This window comes from Streptomyces sp. NPDC026538, assembly GCF_055567535.1.
Genome location: NZ_JBVHQG010000008.1, coordinates 322,864 through 339,189 on the forward strand (window position 1 = coordinate 322,864; position 16,326 = coordinate 339,189).

A 16,326-nucleotide genomic window follows, 5' to 3' on the forward strand; every position below is an offset into this window, starting at 1 on the left:
TGCTCAGGGCTGCATGAGGATCTTGACCGCGCCGTCCTGCTTGCGCTGGAACATGTCGTACGCGTGTGTGGCGTCCGTGAGGGGAAGCCGGTGCGTGGCGAAGTCGTCGACACCGAGCGGGTCCCCGTCCGCGAGGTAGGGGAGGATCGAGTCGGTCCAGCGGCGGACGTTGGCCTGCCCCATGCGCAGCTGGATCTGTTTGTCGAACAGGGTGAGCATCGGCATCGGGTCGGCCATACCGCCGTACACACCGCTGAGTGAGATCGTGCCGCCGCGCCGAACCAGGTCGATGGCCATGTGGAGGGCGCCGAGACGGTCGACGGCGAAGCGTTCGGCGAGCGGTGCGCCGAGCTTGCGGGGCAGCAGCCCGGTAGCGGTCTGGGCCAGCTTGGCGGCCGCGCCGCCGTGGGCTTCGGTGCCGACGGCGTCGATGACGGCGTCCGGGCCCCGGCCTCCGGTCTCGTCCCGGATCGCCTGGACCAGTTCCTTCTCGTCTTCATAGACCCGCAGGTCATAGGTGTCGGTGCCCCTGCGATTGGCCCGGGCGAGCCGCTCGGGCACGAGGTCGACGCCGAACACCCGCTCCACGCCCTGGGCTTGGGCGATGCGGCAGCACATGTCGCCGATGGGGCCGAGCCCCAGGACGGCGAGAGTGCCGCCGGGCGGCACCGCGGCGTACGCCACGGCCTGCCAGGCGGTGGGCAGCACATCGGAGAGGTAGACGAAGCGGTCGTCGGGGGGTCCGTCGGGTACCTTGATGGGCCCGAACTGCGCCTGTGGGACGCGCAGGTATTCGGCCTGGGCGCCGGGCACCGCACCGTACAGACGGGTGTATCCGAACAGGGCGGCGCCCATTCCCTCGCCGGTCACCTGCGTGGTCTCGCACTGGGTCATCAGGCCCGCCGAGCACATGAAGCAGTGCCCGCAGGAGATCTGGAACGGCACCACCACGCGGTCGCCCGGGCGCAGGTTCGTGACCTGCGCGCCGGTTTCCTCGACCACGCCCATCGGTTCGTGGCCGAGGATGTCGCCCGGGGTCATGAACGGCGTGAGCACCTCGTAGAGGTGCAGGTCCGAACCGCACAGACCGGTCGAGGTGATACGGATGACGGCGTCCGTCGGCTGCTCGATGCGTGGGTCGGGTACATCCTCCACCCGGACGTCCCGCCGACCTTGCCAGGTCACTGCTTTCATGGCTCACGCTCCCTTTCTCACCGAACGCGCAGGTCGCGTCGCGGTGTGTGGGTCGGGCCGGTTCCTGCCGGGTACCCGCTCCGGGGGGATGAGAAGCCGAGGCCCCGGGCTTCCCCGGGGCCTCGGCTTCGGGGGCCCTTGCTGTCGGACCGTCGGCGGGTTGTTCCGAATGGGTCCGGAGGGAGCCCCGCCGCTGCCGGGAATCAGCCGCTCAGGCGGCTGCGCAGCATTGCCTTGCCCAGGTCCGCGCCCTTGCGGCTGTCGGCCTGTGCCTTGGTGAACAACTCGACGAGTTGCGCGTCCTTCTCCCGCTCGGCGTCCTTGATGTAAGTGTCCAGACGCAGAGCGTTATCCATGCAGCTCTCGACGTACCAGAGAAGGTTGTAGTCCTTGTCGGCGGTTCCGGTGATCTTTCCGGTCTCCGTGGCGCTGGCCATCGTCGTCACTCCGTCCGCTGGGTTGAAGCGGGTGTCGACCCGCCGGCCTTGTCGGCCGGACTGGCCGAGTACCCCGCAGGGACACGACGCACCACGGGCGCCGGTCACCATGGCCGGGTGCTGCGCGCGGAAGCGCGGGCGGCGCGGAAAGCCGGGCTCCCCGCCGGCGTCTGGCTGCTCCGGCGCGGCTCGCCCGGGTCCAAGCTCGTGGGCGCCGCGTACACCTCGACCGGAGTCGAGGGCTGAGGTCGACCGGCGGCGGCGGACGTCGCTCCGGATTCGCGGGCGGCCGGCCCGAGGGGACGCGGACCGACGAGCCCCATGCTGAGGGCGCATCCTTCGCTCTTGCGGGAGCTGGTCGAACGGTGTGACAGGTGTCAGATCGGGTCGGGACTCGCCGCGGCCCGTGACGGATGTCAACGCTCTCCGTGTGACGGCGGTCAGTCCTCGCCCCGTACGACGTTCCAGTCGTCCTTGTGCCGCAACCGTCCCGCGTCGTTGTCGAGCTTCGCGCGCACGCACGTGCGTATGCCTGGCCCGCGCAGGCGGCGCGCCCGTGCCCAGCCCGTTTCGGGGCGGCGAACAGCGGTCGGTTTGCTGGCTTCCGCAGTCACGGCGGATCATCTTCCTTCCGGGTCCGGCCTGTTGAGGTCCGGTTCGTCCTTACACATCCCTGTTCTTCTTCTTGTCCCGAGTGTCCAACGAGCCCGGCGTGAAACCTGGTTCGGCCCCGCGGGGCGGGGCCGGCACGCCGCTTCGCCAGGCGGACGGGCACGTCGTCGTCAAGCTGGTCCGCATGGTGTTCAGCGACTGCGGGTATCGGCCGACGCGGGGTCTCGCGGAGTGTCCGACGGTCGGAGTGGTGGCGGCCGATGAACTCGACGAGGCGGTCCCGCCCGCACTCGCGGTCCTCCGCGTCCCGGGCTTCGACGATGCCGTCGGTGGGGAGCAGGAGCCGGCCGCCGGGCCGGAGCCGGTGGTGGCGCACGGTGATGCTCTCACGCAGGGCCCGGGAGCACAGGGGGGTGCGGCGGGGCATCGCGGAGTTCGCCGGCGTGGCCGGCCAGGTCACGCGGGGCCGCGAGGAGGCGCGCGGACGTCGGCGGCTCATCCGATCGGGTAGCGAAGCCCTGCCGCGCGGGTGTTTCACGGCGGCGGGGCACTCGCCCCGCGCCTTCCGGGCAAGGGATGGCCAGAGTGCGAGACACACGGTCCTGAGGAGGGTGTCACGTGAGGTCAGTGCGATGCGCGCGAAGCGCCACGGCCGCCGCATGAGGGGGACCGGACCGGACGAGGGCGAGGAACGCCACCGCGGGGAACGGTTCGCGGACGCGGTGGACGCCCGGCTGCCCGTTCACGACGGGGCCGGCCGGCTGCTACGCAAGTCCTTTCCCGACCACTGGTCGTTCCTGCTCGGCGAGATCGCCCTCTACAGCCTGACCGTGCTGATGCTGACCGGCGTCTGGCTGACCTTCTTCTTCAAGCCCGAGATGCGGGAGGTGGTCTACGAGGGCTCCTACGAACCCCTGCGCGGGACTCTGATGTCCGGCGCGTTCGACTCGACCCTCCACATCAGCTTCGACGTCCGCGGCGGCCTGCTGATGCGGCAGACCCACCACTGGGCCGCGCTGGTCTTCGTCGCCGCGATCGGCCTGCACCTGCTGCGGGTCTTCTTCACCGGCGCCTTCCGTAGGCCGCGCGAGCTGAACTGGGCCATCGGCGTCACCCTCTTCTCACTCTCCCTCGCCGAGGGCTTCGCCGGCTACTCGCTCCCGGACGACCTGCTCTCCGGCACCGGTCTGCGAATCGCCCAGGGCATCATGCTGTCGATCCCGGTCGTCGGGACGTACCTCGCCATGTTCGCGTTCGGCTCCGAGTTTCCCGGCCACGACATCGTTCCCGAGCTGTACAGCCTGCACATCCTGCTGCTGCCGGGCGCGCTGATCGCCCTGGTCACCGTGCACCTGATCCTGGTCTTCCACCTGAAGCACACCCAGTGGCGCGGCCCCGGACACACGAACGAGAACGTGACCGGCAAGCCGCTCTACCCCCAGTTCGCGGCCTCCTCGATCGGTCTGTCCCTCGCCGTATCCGGGCTGCTGGTGGTGCTCGCCGGTGTCGCGCAGATCAACCCGGTGTGGGTGTACGGCCCCTACCGGCCGGACCAGGTGTCGACCGGCTCCCAGCCGGACTGGTACGTCGGCTTCCTCGAAGGCTCGCTGCGCCTCGTCCCGCCCTGGGAGACGAACTTCGCCGGGCACACCCTCATGTGGAACGTCCTGCTGCCTGCCGTCGTGCTGCCCGCGCTGCTCTTCCTCGTCCTGTACGCCTACCCCTTCGTCGAGCAACGGCTCACCGGGGAGGACGGCCAGGAGCAGCACTTCAGCGACCGGCCACGCGACCGGCCCGTGCGTAGCGGCCTCGGTGCCGCGGGCGCCACCTTCTACGCCGTGCTGCTGCTGGCCGGCGGCAACGACATCATCGCCCAGAGCTTCCGGATCTCGGTGAACGCCCTGACGTGGATCTTCCGGGTCGCCCTGATCGCGGCCCCGGTCGCCGCCTTCTTCGTGACCCGCACGGTGTGCCGCGCACTGCTGCACGCCGAGCAGGACCTGCTGACCGAGGGCGAGGAGACGGGGGAGGTACGGCAGACCCTGGCCGGTGGTTACGAGAGCGGCCACCGCCCGGTCACGTCGTTCCGGCCGGGCGCCCCGCGCCGGCCGGTCAGTCCTCCTGACCGGCCCCCCGGCTCGCGTACTGGAACACCAGCCCCGCAACACCCCGAGCCAGAACGCCGAAGCCGATGAGGAACAGCCACAGACCGAACACCACCCCCACCGCCGCGACGGCGAACCCGAACGCGGTGACGATCGGCCAGGAGCTGTGCGGCGGGAAGAACTCCAGCGGCCCGGCGGAGTCCGCCACCTCCGCGTCCGTGCGGTCCTGCGGGCGCGGACCGCGCCGGACGTAGTGGGTGGCGCAGAAGAACGACACCAGCGCGGCCATCCCGAACGCCACGATCAGCGCCGCCGTACCGGCCGGATCGGCGTCGGACCACACGCCGTAGAGCGCGGCGGCCGCACCGAAGAAGACGGCCACCCCGCCGAAGAGCAGTGCCTCGACCTTCACCGGGGACCCTCCTGCGCCGTCTGCCGCGCGATCTCCGGGTGGTGCAGGTCGAACGCCGGGGACTCCGACCGCACCCGGGGCAGCGCCACGAAGTTGTGCCGGGGCGGCGGGCAGGAGGTGGCCCACTCCAGGCTGCGTCCGTATCCCCAGGGATCGTCCTCCTCGACCCGCCGCCCGCGTTGGGCCGTACGCCAGACGTTGTAGAGGAACGGCAGTGTGGAGATCCCGAGCAGGAACGCGCCCGCCGAGGACAGGGTGTTGAGCAGGGTGAACCCGTCCGCCGGCAGATAGTCGGCGATCCGTCTCGGCATCCCCGCCTCGCCGAGCCAGTGCTGCACCAGGAACGTCAGCTGGAACCCCGGGAAGAGCAGCCAGAAGTGCGCCTTGCCGAGCCGTTCGTCGAGCATCTTCCCGGTGAACTTCGGCCACCAGAAGTAGAACCCGGCGAACATCGCGAACACGACCGTACCGAACAGCACATAGTGCAGATGCGCCACCACGAAGTACGAGTCGGTGACATGGAAGTCGAGCGGGGGCGACGCGAGGAGCACCCCGCTCAACCCGCCCAGCAGGAACGACACCAGAAAACCCACCGACCACAGCATCGGCGTCTCGAACGAGAGCGAACCCCGGTGCATCGTCCCGATCCACGCGAAGAACTTGATCCCGGTCGGCACCGCGATCAGGAACGACATCACCGAGAAGAACGGCAGCAACACCGCCCCGGTCGCGAACATGTGATGCGCCCACACCACCGCGGACAGCATGGTGATGGAGGTCGTGGCCCCGATCATCGGCAGATAGCCGAAGAGCGGCTTGCGCGAGAACACCGGGATGATCTCCGAGACGATCCCGAAGAACGGCAGCGCCACGATGTACACCTCCGGATGCCCGAAGAACCAGAACAGGTGCTGCCACAGCAACGCCCCGCCGTTGTGGGCGTCGAAGACGTGCGAGCCGAACTTCCGGTCGCACTCCAGCGCCAGCAGCGCGGCCGTGAGCACCGGGAACGCCGGCAGCACCAGGATCGACGTGAACAGCACGTTCCAGGTGAACATCGGCATCCGGAACATGGTCAGGCCCGGGGCGCGCAGACACAGGATCGTCGTGACGAAGTTGACCGCGCCCAGCGTGGTCGACACGCCGGTGACCACCAGCCCCATCACCCAGAGGTCGGCGCCCGCGCCCGGGGAGTAGTACGCGCTGTTGAGCGGCGCGTACGCGAACCACCCGAACGACGCCGCGCCCCCCGGCACCAGAAACCCGGAGACCACCATCAGCCCGCCGAACAGGTACATCCAGTACGACAGCGCGTTCAGCCGCGGGAACGCCACGTCCGGGGCACCGATCTGCAGGGGCATCACCGCGTTGGCGAACCCCGCGAACATCGGGGTCGCGAACAGCAGCATCATGATCGTGCCGTGGATGGTGAAGAGCTGGTTGTAGACGTCCTGGTTCATCAGCTGAAGCCCGGGGCGGGCCAGTTCCGCACGCATGCCGAGGGCGAGCAGGCCGGCCAGGAGGAAGAAGCAGAAGGACGTCACCATGTACAGCCGACCGATCACCTTGTGGTCGGTGGTGGTGGCCCAGCCCAGCAGTCTGCGCCCGAGCGGCGCCGGAGCGGCGGAGGCCCCGGCCTTCCCGCCGACCCGCTGCGACAGTTCGGTCATGGTCCTCCTCAGCCGGGCCGAGCGCGGAAAGCGCCTCGCGGGCGCCCTGCCCGCCGCCCGGGAAACCGCCGGCTCCCGCGGAGGGGTGACACTCGCCGGAATGACCGATACGCGGTGTCTGCCCGCTCCGTCGCGACGCTACCGGTGACCAGGCACGGGCCACGTCAGCCACGCCCCGTGGGCCTGGGATTCGCTGCCGGGTGGTGGGTGGCCGGCGCCATGCACACGAGGAGTCCCCACCCTCACGCCGCGGGGACCACCCCCCGTCGGCTCCTGGCCGCCCGTCCCGCCTCCGGCGGCGCCCTCGGCCTGGCACTGACCGAGGCCCAGGCCCGGCAGGCCGGCACGCTCGCCGGCTACCCTGCGTTACCCCACGCGTGTCGAGGTGCAGCTGCCCAGTTCGCGCCGGTAGGCAGCGTCGCGGTGCGGCATGTCCGGGGGCGGCTGCCGCCGGTCCAGGAGTGGCGGCGGATCGTCGGCCCGTTCCGCGCCGACGCCGGCGGCTGTCATCGTCGGCTCCCGTCGCCCACCGCGGCGCGCAGACAGCGCCGCAGTTCCTCGGCGTACGGCAGGGCGACACCGCCCGCGATGATCGCGGCGAGCCCCGCGAGGTACGCGGCGGGCAGCGGATGCTCCTTGGGCAGCAGCCGCCAGTCCTGCGGGTCCGGGCCGCCCCGCAGGGTCTTGTGGACCTGGTCGGCGTGCAGACAGGCGGTGAAGGCCAGCGCGGTGAGCGGCAGCACCTCCAGGAAGCTGTGGATGTGCTGCTCGATCGGGCGCACCTCCCGCTCGCCGACGGCCAGCGACACGTCGTACAAGGCCGTCGCGCCGTGGGCGACGGCGGCGCCGCCCATCACGCTGAGCACCAGTGGGTTGACGCGGGCCAGCAGGCCCATGACCACCGGGATCCCGGCCTCCGTCATCATCAGCGCGTGGACCGCGGACTCCTTGGTTCCGCTGGTGTGCTCGATCCGGGTCCGCCGATGCATCCACCAGTCGGCCAGACCCGGCACCACCCACAGCGGGAGGGCGCCGAAGAGCAGGAAGCGGCGGCTCGCGTCCTCGACGTCGGTCGAGCCGGCCGTGATCCGCAGATCGTCGCCGCGTCGCCAGTTCCGCCAGGTCCGCATGCTCCTCACGGTCTTCCGGGGCAGTGCGCGCAGTGCCATGGACACCTCCGTAACATCGCCGTGGCCTGGGCTTTCGTACCCGCGAAGGCACTTCCTCCCCGGTACCCCTTCTCCTGCCGGCGACACCGTGTACAACCCGGCCGCCACGGGGTACTCGGCAACGGTCACCCAGACGGACGCGGTTCAGGAGGCACGATGGCGGACTTCGGATACTTCCTCTCGTGCGAGGAGCACAGCCCGGCGGAACTCGTCGAGCAGGCGCGGATGGCGGAGCAGGCCGGATTCGACTCGCTGTGGATTTCCGATCACTACCATCCGTGGCACGACGCCCAGGGCCAGAGCCCCTTCGTGTGGTCGGTGATCGGCGCTCTCTCGCAGGCGGTCTCGCTGCCCGTGGAGACGGCCGTGACCTGTCCGCTGGTGCGTATGCACCCCGCGGTGATCGCCCAGGCGGCCGCCACGAGCGCGGTCCAGTTGGAGGGGCGCTTCCGGCTGGGCGTAGGCACGGGCGAGGCGCTGAACGAGCACATCCTCGGTACCGTCTGGCCCGAGGCGCCGGTGCGTCTGGAGATGCTGGAAGAGGCGCTGCAGATCATCCGGCGGCTGTTCACCGGAGAGCAGATCAGCCACCACGGCAAGCACTACACGGTGGAGAACGCCCGCCTCTACACGGTGCCCGACGAGCCGGTGCCGATCGACGTCTCGGCCTTCGGCCCGCAGGCCGCCGAGGTCGCCGCACGGATCGGCGACGGGCTCATCACGATGATGCCGGACGAGTCCGTGGTGGAGCGGTTCCGGCGCGGTGGCGGCGGTGCGAACCCGGTGTACGGCGGGCTCAAGGTGTGCTGGGGCACCGACGAGCGGGAGGCGGTCCGTACCGCGCACCGGCTGTGGGCCAACGAGCAGCTGCCCGGCGAACTCCCGCAGGTCCTGCCCACCCCACGCCACTTCGAACAGGCGTCCCAGCTGGTCACCGAGGAGCAGGTGGCCGAGTCGGTGCCGTGCGGCGACGATCCCGACGCCCATGTGAAGGCGCTGTCGGAGTTCGTCGAGGCGGGGTTCGACACGGTGTACGTCAACCAGATCGGCAAGGACCAGCAGGGCTTCTTCGACTTCTACCGCACCAAGGTTCTGCCCCCGCTGCGGGGCTGACCGCACGAGGCGATGGTTCACCGTGCCCGGGCCCGGACAGCGCGACGGCAGCGCACTCGTCGTGATCGACATGATCAACACGTACGACCACGAGGACGCGGAGCTGCTGGTGCCCGCCGCCGAACGGGCCGTACCGGTCCTGGCGGAACTGATCGGCCGAGCCCGGACCGCGGACGTGCCGGTCGTCTACGCGAACGACAACTTCGGACTGTGGCGCTCCCACCACGGTGAACTCGTCGACACCGCGCTCTCGCGCCCGCACGCCGGCCTGGTCGAGCCGGTCCGCCCGGACGACGACTCCCTCTTCGTCGTCAAGACACGCCACTCCATCTTCCACGACACGCCCATGGCGTATCTGCTGTGGGAACTGGGCGTCGGCACAGTCGTGCTGACCGGCCAGGTCACCGAGCAGTGCGTCCTGTATTCCGCCCTGGACGCGCACATCCGCCATCTGGACGTCACCGTGCCGACCGACGCCGTCGCCTCCATCCACCCCCATCTGGAGGCCGCCGCCCTGGAAATGATGGAACGCAACATGGGTGCCACGATTCTCCGGGCGAAGGAAGTGGACTTCCGGGGTACCCGGTGACGCGTCCCGGAGGGAACTCCGCACGAGCCCGGAGGCCGTAAATGAGCGAACGCGTCCACGGAGAGCCCCTCGGCGACCTGGTGGCGGCCCTGGGTGCCGAGACCGACGCCGAGGTCCGCTTCGATGCCGGCAGCCGGGGCGCCTACTCCACGGACGGCTCCAACTACCGGCAGATCCCGCTCGGCGTGGTCGTCCCCCGGACCGTCGAGGCCGGGGCGCACGCGGTGGAGGTCTGCGCCCGCTTCGACGTGCCCGTGCTCTCGCGCGGCGGAGGCACCAGCCTGGCCGGGCAGACGACCAACGCGGCCGTCGTCATCGACTGGAGCAAGTACTGCGACGCCCTGGTCTCCGTCGACCCCGAGGCCCGCACCTGTGTGGTGGAGCCCGGTATCGTCCTGGACGAACTCAACCGCCGGCTGTCCGGTCACCGCATCCAGTTCGGCCCGAAGCCCTCGACGCACAGCCACTGCGCGCTCGGCGGGATGATCGGCAACAACTCGTGCGGATCGTCGGCGCAGGCGTACGGGAAGACCGTCGACAACGTCCGCCGCCTCGAGGTGCTGACGTACGACGGGCTGCGGATGTGGGTGGGGCCCACCACGCCGACCGAGCGAACCCGGATCGCCGCCGCGGGCGGCCGCCGCGCCGAGCTCTACGACGGGCTCGAAGGCCTGGTCACCGAATACCTCGCGGACATCAGGCGCGGCTACCCGAAGATCCCGCGCCGGGTCTCCGGCTACAACCTCGACTCGCTGCTGCCGGAGAACGGCTTCGACGTGGCCAAGGCCCTGGTCGGCAGCGAGGGCACCCTGGTGACCGTCCTGCGCGCCGAGCTCGACCTGGTCCCCGTACTGCCGTGCGAGTCGCTGCTGGTCCTCGGGTACGACGACATCTGCCGCGCCGCCGACGACGTGCACCGGCTGCTTGAGCGCTGCTCACCCGGCCAACTGGAGGCCCTGGACGGGCGGATGGCGCAGCTGATGCGCGAGGAGCACGCCTATCTCGATTCTCTGCGCACCCTGCCGGAGGGGGACAGCTGGCTGCTGGTGCAGTTCACCGGGGACAGCCAGGAGGACGTCGACGAGCAGGCCCACGCCCTGCTCAGGGACATCGGGCGGGCGGAGAAGGACGCCGGTGTGGCCTTCTCCGACGACCCGGCACGCGAACGGAAGATGCTCAGGGCCCGGGAGGCCGGGCTCGGCGTGACCGCGCGACCGCCGGACGACCGGGAGACCTGGGAGGGCTGGGAGGACTCCGCCGTACCGCCCGAGCGGCTGGGCGACTATCTCCGAGACCTGAAGGGGCTGTTCGAGGAGTTCGGCTACGACCATCCGTCCCTGTACGGGCACTTCGGTCAGGGGTGCGTGCACACCCGGATCCCGTTCGGGATGAAGACGGCGCAGGGCGTCGCGGACTTCCGCGGGTTCCTGGAACGGGCCGCCGACCTCGTCGTCTCCTACGGCGGCTCGCTGTCCGGCGAGCACGGCGACGGCCAGGCCCGGGGCGAGCTGCTGACCCGGATGTTCGGTGAACGGCTGGTGGGCGCCTTCGGTGAGCTGAAGGCGCTGTTCGACCCGGGCAACCGGATGAACCCGGGCAAGGTGGTGAACCCGCACCCCGTGGACGGGCAGCTGCGGCTGGGCGCCTCCTGGCGGCCGGCCGCCCACGACACGCACTTCGGCTATCCCGAGGACGACCACTCCTTCACCCGGGCGGTGCTGCGCTGCGTCGGCATCGGCAACTGCCGCTCCCAGCAGGGCGGCGTGATGTGCCCCTCGTACCGGGCCACCAAAGAGGAGGAACACTCGACGCGCGGCCGGGCCCGGCTGCTGTTCGAGATGCTCGACGGTCATCCCGACTCGGCGGTCAAGGACGGCTGGCGGTCGGCCGAGGTCCGGGACGCCCTGGACCTGTGCCTGGCCTGCAAGGGCTGCAAGTCGGACTGCCCGACCGGCGTGGACATGGCCAGCTACAAGGCCGAGTTCCTCGCCCACCACTACGCGGGACGCCCGCGTCCAGCCGCCCACTACTCGATGGGCTGGCTGCCGCTGTGGGCCCAACTCGGTGAACGTGTGCCCGCGTTGGCGAACAGCGCGTTGCACGCGCCGGTCCTCGGCCGGCTGGGCAGGAGGCTCGCCGGCGTGGACACGGACCGGCAGGCTACCCTCTTCGCCGAGCGGTCCTTCGTACGGTGGTGGCGCGCGCTCGGCATCGAACAGCCGGACCCGGCGCATCCGGCGACGGTGGTTCTGTGGCCGGACACCTTCAGCAACCACTTCCATCCCTCGGTCGCGAAGTCGGCCGTCCGGGTCCTGGAGGACGCCGGCTTCCGGGTCGCTGTACCCGAGGCGCCCGTGTGCTGCGGGCTGACCTGGATCTCGACCGGGCAACTGGCCACGGCCAAGCGCGTGCTGCGCCGCACCCTCGATGTCCTGCGGCCGTACCTGGACGCGGGCACCCCCGTCATCGGCCTGGAGCCGTCCTGCACCGCCGTCTTCCGGTCCGACGCCCCCGAACTGCTGCCCGACGACGAGGACGTACGGCGGCTGGCGCGGCAGACACGGACCTTCGCCGAACAACTCGTCCACCACGCACCGGACGGCTGGCGGCCACCCGCACTGGCCCGGCAGGCGACCGTACAGACGCACTGCCACCAGCACGCGATCATGAAGTTCGACGCCGACCGCGCGCTCATGGACCGCGCCCGCATCGACGCCGACGTCCTCGACGAGGGCTGCTGCGGCCTGGCCGGCAACTTCGGCTTCGAACGCGGCCACCACGAAATGTCCATGAAGATCGGCGAGTCGGGCGTGCTGCCGGCGGTCCGCGAGGCCGCTCCGAGCAGTCTGCTGCTGGCCGACGGCTTCAGCTGCAGAACCCAGATCGAACAGGGCGCCACCGGACGCCAAGCCCTGCATCTCGCGGAGGCGCTGGCCCTCGCACTGGACGGCCCGCTGCCGAGCGACCGTCCCGAACGCCTGGCCCGGCGACCCGCCGCCCCCTCCCGCTCGGCCCGCTGGGCCGCCACCGCGACCGCCGGCACCCTCACGGCCACGGCCGCCCTGGCAGCCGCACGACGGCTGCGCCGCGCATGACGCGTACCCCGGCCCAGGAAGGGTTTTCCACCATGTCGACGAAGGTCTCCGAGCACATCCTCCGGCGGCCGCGCGACCGGGACGTGGAGCATGTCTTCGCCCGCACCCGGTTCCTGCCCGGCGGCCGCAGGTGACCGACGTGTGGAGGGTGGAGCGGGTGGACAGCGCCGTGTACACCGTGCCCACCGACACCCGCGAGGCGGACTCCACCCTGGGCGCGCCGACGAGCGGGCGGCGCGCTACCGAACCAGCTGACCGCACGACAAGGAGCCGACCATGACGCAAGTCGTCGTCATCACCGGAGCCAGCGCCGGCATCGGCCGCGCCACGGCCCGGCTCTACGCCCGGCGCGGGGCACGCATCGCCCTCATCGCCCGTGGCCGCGACGGACTGGAGGCGACGGCCCGGGAGGTGGCGGAGCTCGGCGGGCTGCCCTCCGTCCACCAGGCCGACACCTCCGACGCACACCAGGTCGAAGCAGCCGCCGACGCCGTCGAGGAGGCACTCGGGCCCATCGACGTGTGGATCAACTGCGCCTTCACCAGTGTGTTCGCGCCCTTCACCGAGATCGCCCCGGACGAGTACGAACGGGTCACCGCCGTCGCCTACCTCGGGTTCGTCAACGGCACCAGGACGGCACTCGCCCGGATGCTGCCGCGCGACCGGGGCACCATCGTGCAGGTCGGCTCCGCGCTCGGCGAGCGGGCCATCCCGCTCCAGTCCGCGTACTGCGGCGCCAAGCACGCGATCAACGGCTTCACCTCCGCCGTACGCGTCGAACTCCTGCACAGGGGCAGCAACGTACGCATCACCATCGCCCAGATGCCCGCCGTGAACACCCCGCAGTTCTCCTGGGTGCGCTCTCGGCTCCCGCACCAACCACAACCCGTCCCGCCCATCTACCAGCCCGAGGTCGCCGCCCGAGGCGTACTGCACGCCGCCGACCATCCCCGGCGCAAACAGCGCTACATCGGTGCCAGCACAGCCGCCACCATCCTGGCCAACCGACTGGCCCCGGCCGTCCTGGACCGCTACCTGGCCCGGACCGGCTTCGACTCCCAGCAGACGGACGGCCCCCGCCCGGCGGGCCCGGACAACCTCTTCACCCCGGCCGACAACCAGCCGGCCACCGACCACGGCGCACACGGGTCCTTCGACGACCGTGCCCACCCCCGCTCCTGGCAGGCCGCCCTCGCCCGCCATCCCGCCCTCGCGTCCGCCACGGCGACGGCGGTGGGAGCGGCGGCGATCGGCATCCGGCACCGCATCAGAGGCCAGCGCTGAATCCGCGGGCGCGTGCTTCACGATGCCGGGCGGTCCTTGCCGGCCGTGCCGGATGCACCGGGCGCCCACCGCGTGAAGCCCTCTCATCCGTCCAAGGACGCTGCGTTTACCACTCACGCGCAGGGGCAGGCGGAGTTCAGTGCTTCGGACCGGAGGCGCATGCCCAGCGGGATACCCCTCACGCTGTCCGCACCCTCCCGGGCCAGGACGCCTTTCCGTTGCGGCACCCCCAGACAAACCTTCAGGACGTGTCCGGAACCTGAGTTCCGGACTTTCTGGAAAGACAGTCCAGGAGTGATATCCGCATGGTCTCCACCATTTCGTCCGGCCGCGTCCCCACGCCCGCCCGCACCGCGCAGGCCACCTCCCGGCGGACCCACGACGACGCTCCCGTGACAGCAGACCTGTTCGCCCGGCTCGCCGCGCTCGGTGACGGTCCCGAGCGGGACGCCCTGCGTGAGGAACTGGTGGCCGCGTGGCTGCCGATGGCGCACCGTATCGCCGGCCGTTTCCGTGACCGTGGTGAGTCCGTGGAGGATCTGCGGCAGGTCGCGGCGCTGGGTCTGGTCAAGGCCGTGGACCGCTACGATCCCTCGCGCGGTGCCTTCGAGAGTTATGCGGTGCCCACCATCACCGGTGAGGTCAAGCGGCACTTCCGTGACCGGATGTGGGCGCTGCGGGTGCCCCGGCGGGTGCAGGAGCTGCGGAACCGGGTGCGGGTGGCGCGCCGTGAACTCACCGAGCGCCCCGGCAGCCCGGAGCCCTCGGTGGCCGACCTCGCCGCCCACACCGGGCTGAGCGAGGACGAGGTCCAGGCGGGGATGGAGGCGCTGGAGAGTTTCAGCACCCTGTCCCTGGACGCCGAGCTCTCCGCCGGCGAGGACGGTCACCGCCTGGCCGACACCCTCGGGGAGGCCGACGGCTCCTTCGACACCGTCGTCGACCGGGAGGCGGCCAAGGAGGGACTGCGCCGGCTGCCCGAACGCGAACGGGCCATCCTCTACATGCGTTTCTTCGAGGACATGACGCAGAGCCGGATCGCCGAAAGCCTCGGCATCTCCCAGATGCACGTCTCCCGCCTCATCAGCCGCAGCTGCGCCCAGGTCAGGGAGGACGCTCTACGCCGGTGACGTCTCTCTCCTCCCGCACGTACACGGCCCGCATGCGGGCCGTACCCAACCCGCATGCGGGCCGGCCTGTCCTCGGCGCGGAGTGACCGACGGTGGGCGACGAACGCGCGGAGGGCCTCGACTTCCGGCCGAGCGTGCCCGCGTTCATGCCCCCCGCCCGGTCACTCCCTCGGCACCGGCCGCGCACATGTTCGCCGACCACCGGCAGATCCCCCTCGGGATCATCGTGAGCCGATGCCGCGGCCTCCTCGAAGCCCAGGCTGCCGATGCTCAGGTTCGCGTGGACGTCGTGGAGCCCCGCGGAGGTGTGCGGAAGTCGCGGCTGAACTCCGGACCGCGCTCAGACGGGCTCCGGATCTCGAATGCGTGTCACACGCCGGCGCAGGCGGTTCCGTTCAGGCTGAAGCCGGACGGCTTGGCGAAGGTTCCGTCGGCGCTGCCCTGGAACCCGAAGGCCACCTGGCCGCCGGCCGCGATCTGGCCGTTGTGGGCTACGTTGCTCGCCGTGACAGCTCCCGACGACGAGGACAGGTTCGCGTTCCAGGCATTGGTGATCCGCTGCCCGGAGGGGAGGGTGAACGCGAGTTGCCAGCCGTTGACGGGGGAGGAGCCGGTGTTGGTGACGGTGACGTCGGCGGTGAAGCCGCCCTGCCAGACGTTCGTCGCGTACGCCACCTTGCAGGACGTGGAGCCGCCCGGGTTGCCCGGGCCACCACCGGAGGACCCGGTGTTGACGGCGGAGGAGAACGAGGTCACGGCGAGACCCGCGCCGTTCTGCCAGGGCTCGAACCCCGCCTGAACACTCGTCAGATACCAGCTGTTCTGCGCGAGTCCGCGAGAGACGGCCTGCCGGGCGAAGTCCATGACGTCGAAGGCCCAGCTGGTGATCGCCGACGGTGCGACGAACGACAGCACGTCGTTCGAGCCGTTGTTGCCGGACCACACCTGCCACTCGCGCCCGCCCACGGATGCGTTGCCGACCGGGGAGCCGATGGGCTGGATGGACCCGACCTTGTTGAACCAGATCATGATCTCGGTCCGGTTCACGCCGTCGGTGCGCGGCGTGGGGTCGAGCCATATGTCGTACGCGGCGTCGTACACCGCGTCGTTCACATAGGCGTAGGAGATGCTCGAGGGCGCGGCGGAGACGGCGCTGAGCTGCGCGGGGAGGTTGGTGCCGGGCGAGCAGTTGGTGTAGTGGCAGCCGTTGTAGACGGACGGGTACGACTTCGGAGCTCCGTTGGTGGGGACGGATCCGTCGGCCTGGGTGATCCTGAACCCGGACTCCGTCGCGGTGACGCACTGGGAGGCACTGGTGCCCCAGCGGTTGTTCTGGACCACGTAGCGGCCCTGGATGGTCGTCGTACCGAAGGGTTGGCAGATCGAGGTGTCGGCCTGTGCCGCCGTCGCTGAGGTCAGAAGCGCGGCGAGCGAGACGAGCGAGGTGAGCAGCGCGCCGAGCAGGCCACGCGCGCTGTGGGCATGGTGCGGTGAAGGACGCATGCGGATCCTCTTC

At 70.7% G+C, this 16,326-nt stretch carries 16 protein-coding genes; 7 read left to right on the forward strand and 9 right to left on the reverse strand.

Features of this window, described 5'->3' with window-relative positions; genetic code table 11:
* Nucleotides 1–3 precede the first annotated feature (3 nt).
* Nucleotides 4–1,194 (reverse strand): zinc-dependent alcohol dehydrogenase, encoded by a 1,191-nt coding sequence (locus ACZ4N4_RS31055; RefSeq protein WP_453564447.1) that lies wholly within the window; start codon nucleotides 1,192–1,194, stop codon nucleotides 4–6.
* 203 nt (nucleotides 1,195–1,397) lie between these two features.
* Nucleotides 1,398–1,631, reverse strand: a complete 234-nt coding sequence (locus ACZ4N4_RS31060) for a hypothetical protein (RefSeq protein WP_450764345.1) — start codon at nucleotides 1,629–1,631, stop codon at nucleotides 1,398–1,400.
* Between the two features lie 117 nt (nucleotides 1,632–1,748).
* Between ACZ4N4_RS31060 and ACZ4N4_RS31065 the strand changes: the two genes are divergently transcribed.
* Nucleotides 1,749–1,877, forward strand: a complete 129-nt coding sequence (locus ACZ4N4_RS31065) for a hypothetical protein (protein WP_467594972.1) — start codon at nucleotides 1,749–1,751, stop codon at nucleotides 1,875–1,877.
* 194 nt (nucleotides 1,878–2,071) lie between these two features.
* Here the strand turns inward: ACZ4N4_RS31065 and ACZ4N4_RS31070 are convergent, their stop codons facing one another.
* Nucleotides 2,072–2,245 (reverse strand): hypothetical protein, encoded by a 174-nt coding sequence (locus ACZ4N4_RS31070; protein WP_467594975.1) that lies wholly within the window; start codon nucleotides 2,243–2,245, stop codon nucleotides 2,072–2,074.
* Nucleotides 2,242–2,904, reverse strand: coding sequence for a SpoIIE family protein phosphatase (locus ACZ4N4_RS31075; protein WP_467594977.1), 663 nt, complete (start codon nucleotides 2,902–2,904; stop codon nucleotides 2,242–2,244). Before ACZ4N4_RS31075 ends, ACZ4N4_RS31070 begins: the two co-directional genes overlap by 4 nt.
* Here ACZ4N4_RS31075 and qcrB point away from each other — a divergent pair.
* Nucleotides 2,903–4,438, forward strand: coding sequence for a cytochrome bc1 complex cytochrome b subunit (gene qcrB, locus ACZ4N4_RS31080; protein ID WP_467594980.1), 1,536 nt, complete (start codon nucleotides 2,903–2,905; stop codon nucleotides 4,436–4,438). The genes ACZ4N4_RS31075 and qcrB overlap by 2 nt on opposite strands.
* Here the strand turns inward: qcrB and ctaF are convergent.
* From ctaF to ACZ4N4_RS31100, 4 genes are all read right to left on the reverse strand, one after another.
* Nucleotides 4,356–4,760, reverse strand: a complete 405-nt coding sequence (gene ctaF, locus ACZ4N4_RS31085) for an aa3-type cytochrome oxidase subunit IV (protein ID WP_453564458.1) — start codon at nucleotides 4,758–4,760, stop codon at nucleotides 4,356–4,358. The genes qcrB and ctaF overlap by 83 nt on opposite strands.
* Nucleotides 4,757–6,430 carry an aa3-type cytochrome oxidase subunit I gene (gene ctaD / locus ACZ4N4_RS31090; RefSeq protein ID WP_467594983.1) on the reverse strand — a complete coding sequence of 558 codons (1,674 nt, stop codon included), beginning with the start codon at nucleotides 6,428–6,430 and terminating at the stop codon, nucleotides 4,757–4,759. Before ctaD ends, ctaF begins: the two co-directional genes overlap by 4 nt.
* Nucleotides 6,431–6,796: 366 nt before the next feature.
* Complete coding sequence (locus ACZ4N4_RS31095; protein WP_453564464.1) at nucleotides 6,797–6,940, reverse strand: hypothetical protein; 144 nt, start codon at nucleotides 6,938–6,940, stop codon at nucleotides 6,797–6,799.
* Entirely contained in the window at nucleotides 6,937–7,599 is a 663-nt protein-coding gene (locus ACZ4N4_RS31100) for a diguanylate cyclase (protein WP_467594986.1), read from the reverse strand. Before ACZ4N4_RS31100 ends, ACZ4N4_RS31095 begins: the two co-directional genes overlap by 4 nt.
* 156 nt (nucleotides 7,600–7,755) lie before the next feature.
* Here ACZ4N4_RS31100 and ACZ4N4_RS31105 point away from each other — a divergent pair, with 156 nt between their 5' ends.
* The 5 genes from ACZ4N4_RS31105 to ACZ4N4_RS31125 all read left to right on the forward strand — a co-directional run bounded on the left by ACZ4N4_RS31105 (nucleotide 7,756) and on the right by ACZ4N4_RS31125 (nucleotide 14,810).
* Entirely contained in the window at nucleotides 7,756–8,712 is a 957-nt protein-coding gene (locus tag ACZ4N4_RS31105) for an LLM class F420-dependent oxidoreductase (RefSeq protein ID WP_467594989.1), read from the forward strand.
* Between the two features lie 22 nt (nucleotides 8,713–8,734).
* Nucleotides 8,735–9,301, forward strand: coding sequence for a cysteine hydrolase family protein (locus tag ACZ4N4_RS31110; protein WP_467594991.1), 567 nt, complete (start codon nucleotides 8,735–8,737; stop codon nucleotides 9,299–9,301).
* Between the two features lie 41 nt (nucleotides 9,302–9,342).
* Nucleotides 9,343–12,396, forward strand: a complete 3,054-nt coding sequence (locus tag ACZ4N4_RS31115) for an FAD-binding and (Fe-S)-binding domain-containing protein (RefSeq protein ID WP_467594994.1) — start codon at nucleotides 9,343–9,345, stop codon at nucleotides 12,394–12,396.
* Nucleotides 12,397–12,672: 276 nt separating this feature from the next.
* Nucleotides 12,673–13,680 carry an SDR family oxidoreductase gene (locus tag ACZ4N4_RS31120; RefSeq protein ID WP_467594997.1) on the forward strand — a complete coding sequence of 336 codons (1,008 nt, stop codon included), beginning with the start codon at nucleotides 12,673–12,675 and terminating at the stop codon, nucleotides 13,678–13,680.
* A 305-nt stretch (nucleotides 13,681–13,985) separates the two neighbouring features.
* Nucleotides 13,986–14,810: a SigB/SigF/SigG family RNA polymerase sigma factor gene (locus tag ACZ4N4_RS31125; protein ID WP_467595000.1), complete on the forward strand. Its 825-nt coding sequence runs from the start codon at nucleotides 13,986–13,988 to the stop codon at nucleotides 14,808–14,810.
* 369 nt (nucleotides 14,811–15,179) lie between these two features.
* Here ACZ4N4_RS31125 and ACZ4N4_RS31130 read toward each other — a convergent pair whose 3' ends face one another.
* On the reverse strand, nucleotides 15,180–16,313 hold the full coding sequence (locus ACZ4N4_RS31130) for a glycoside hydrolase family 12 protein (RefSeq protein WP_453580308.1): 1,134 nt from the start codon (nucleotides 16,311–16,313) through the stop codon (nucleotides 15,180–15,182).
* Nucleotides 16,314–16,326: the final 13 nt, after the last annotated feature.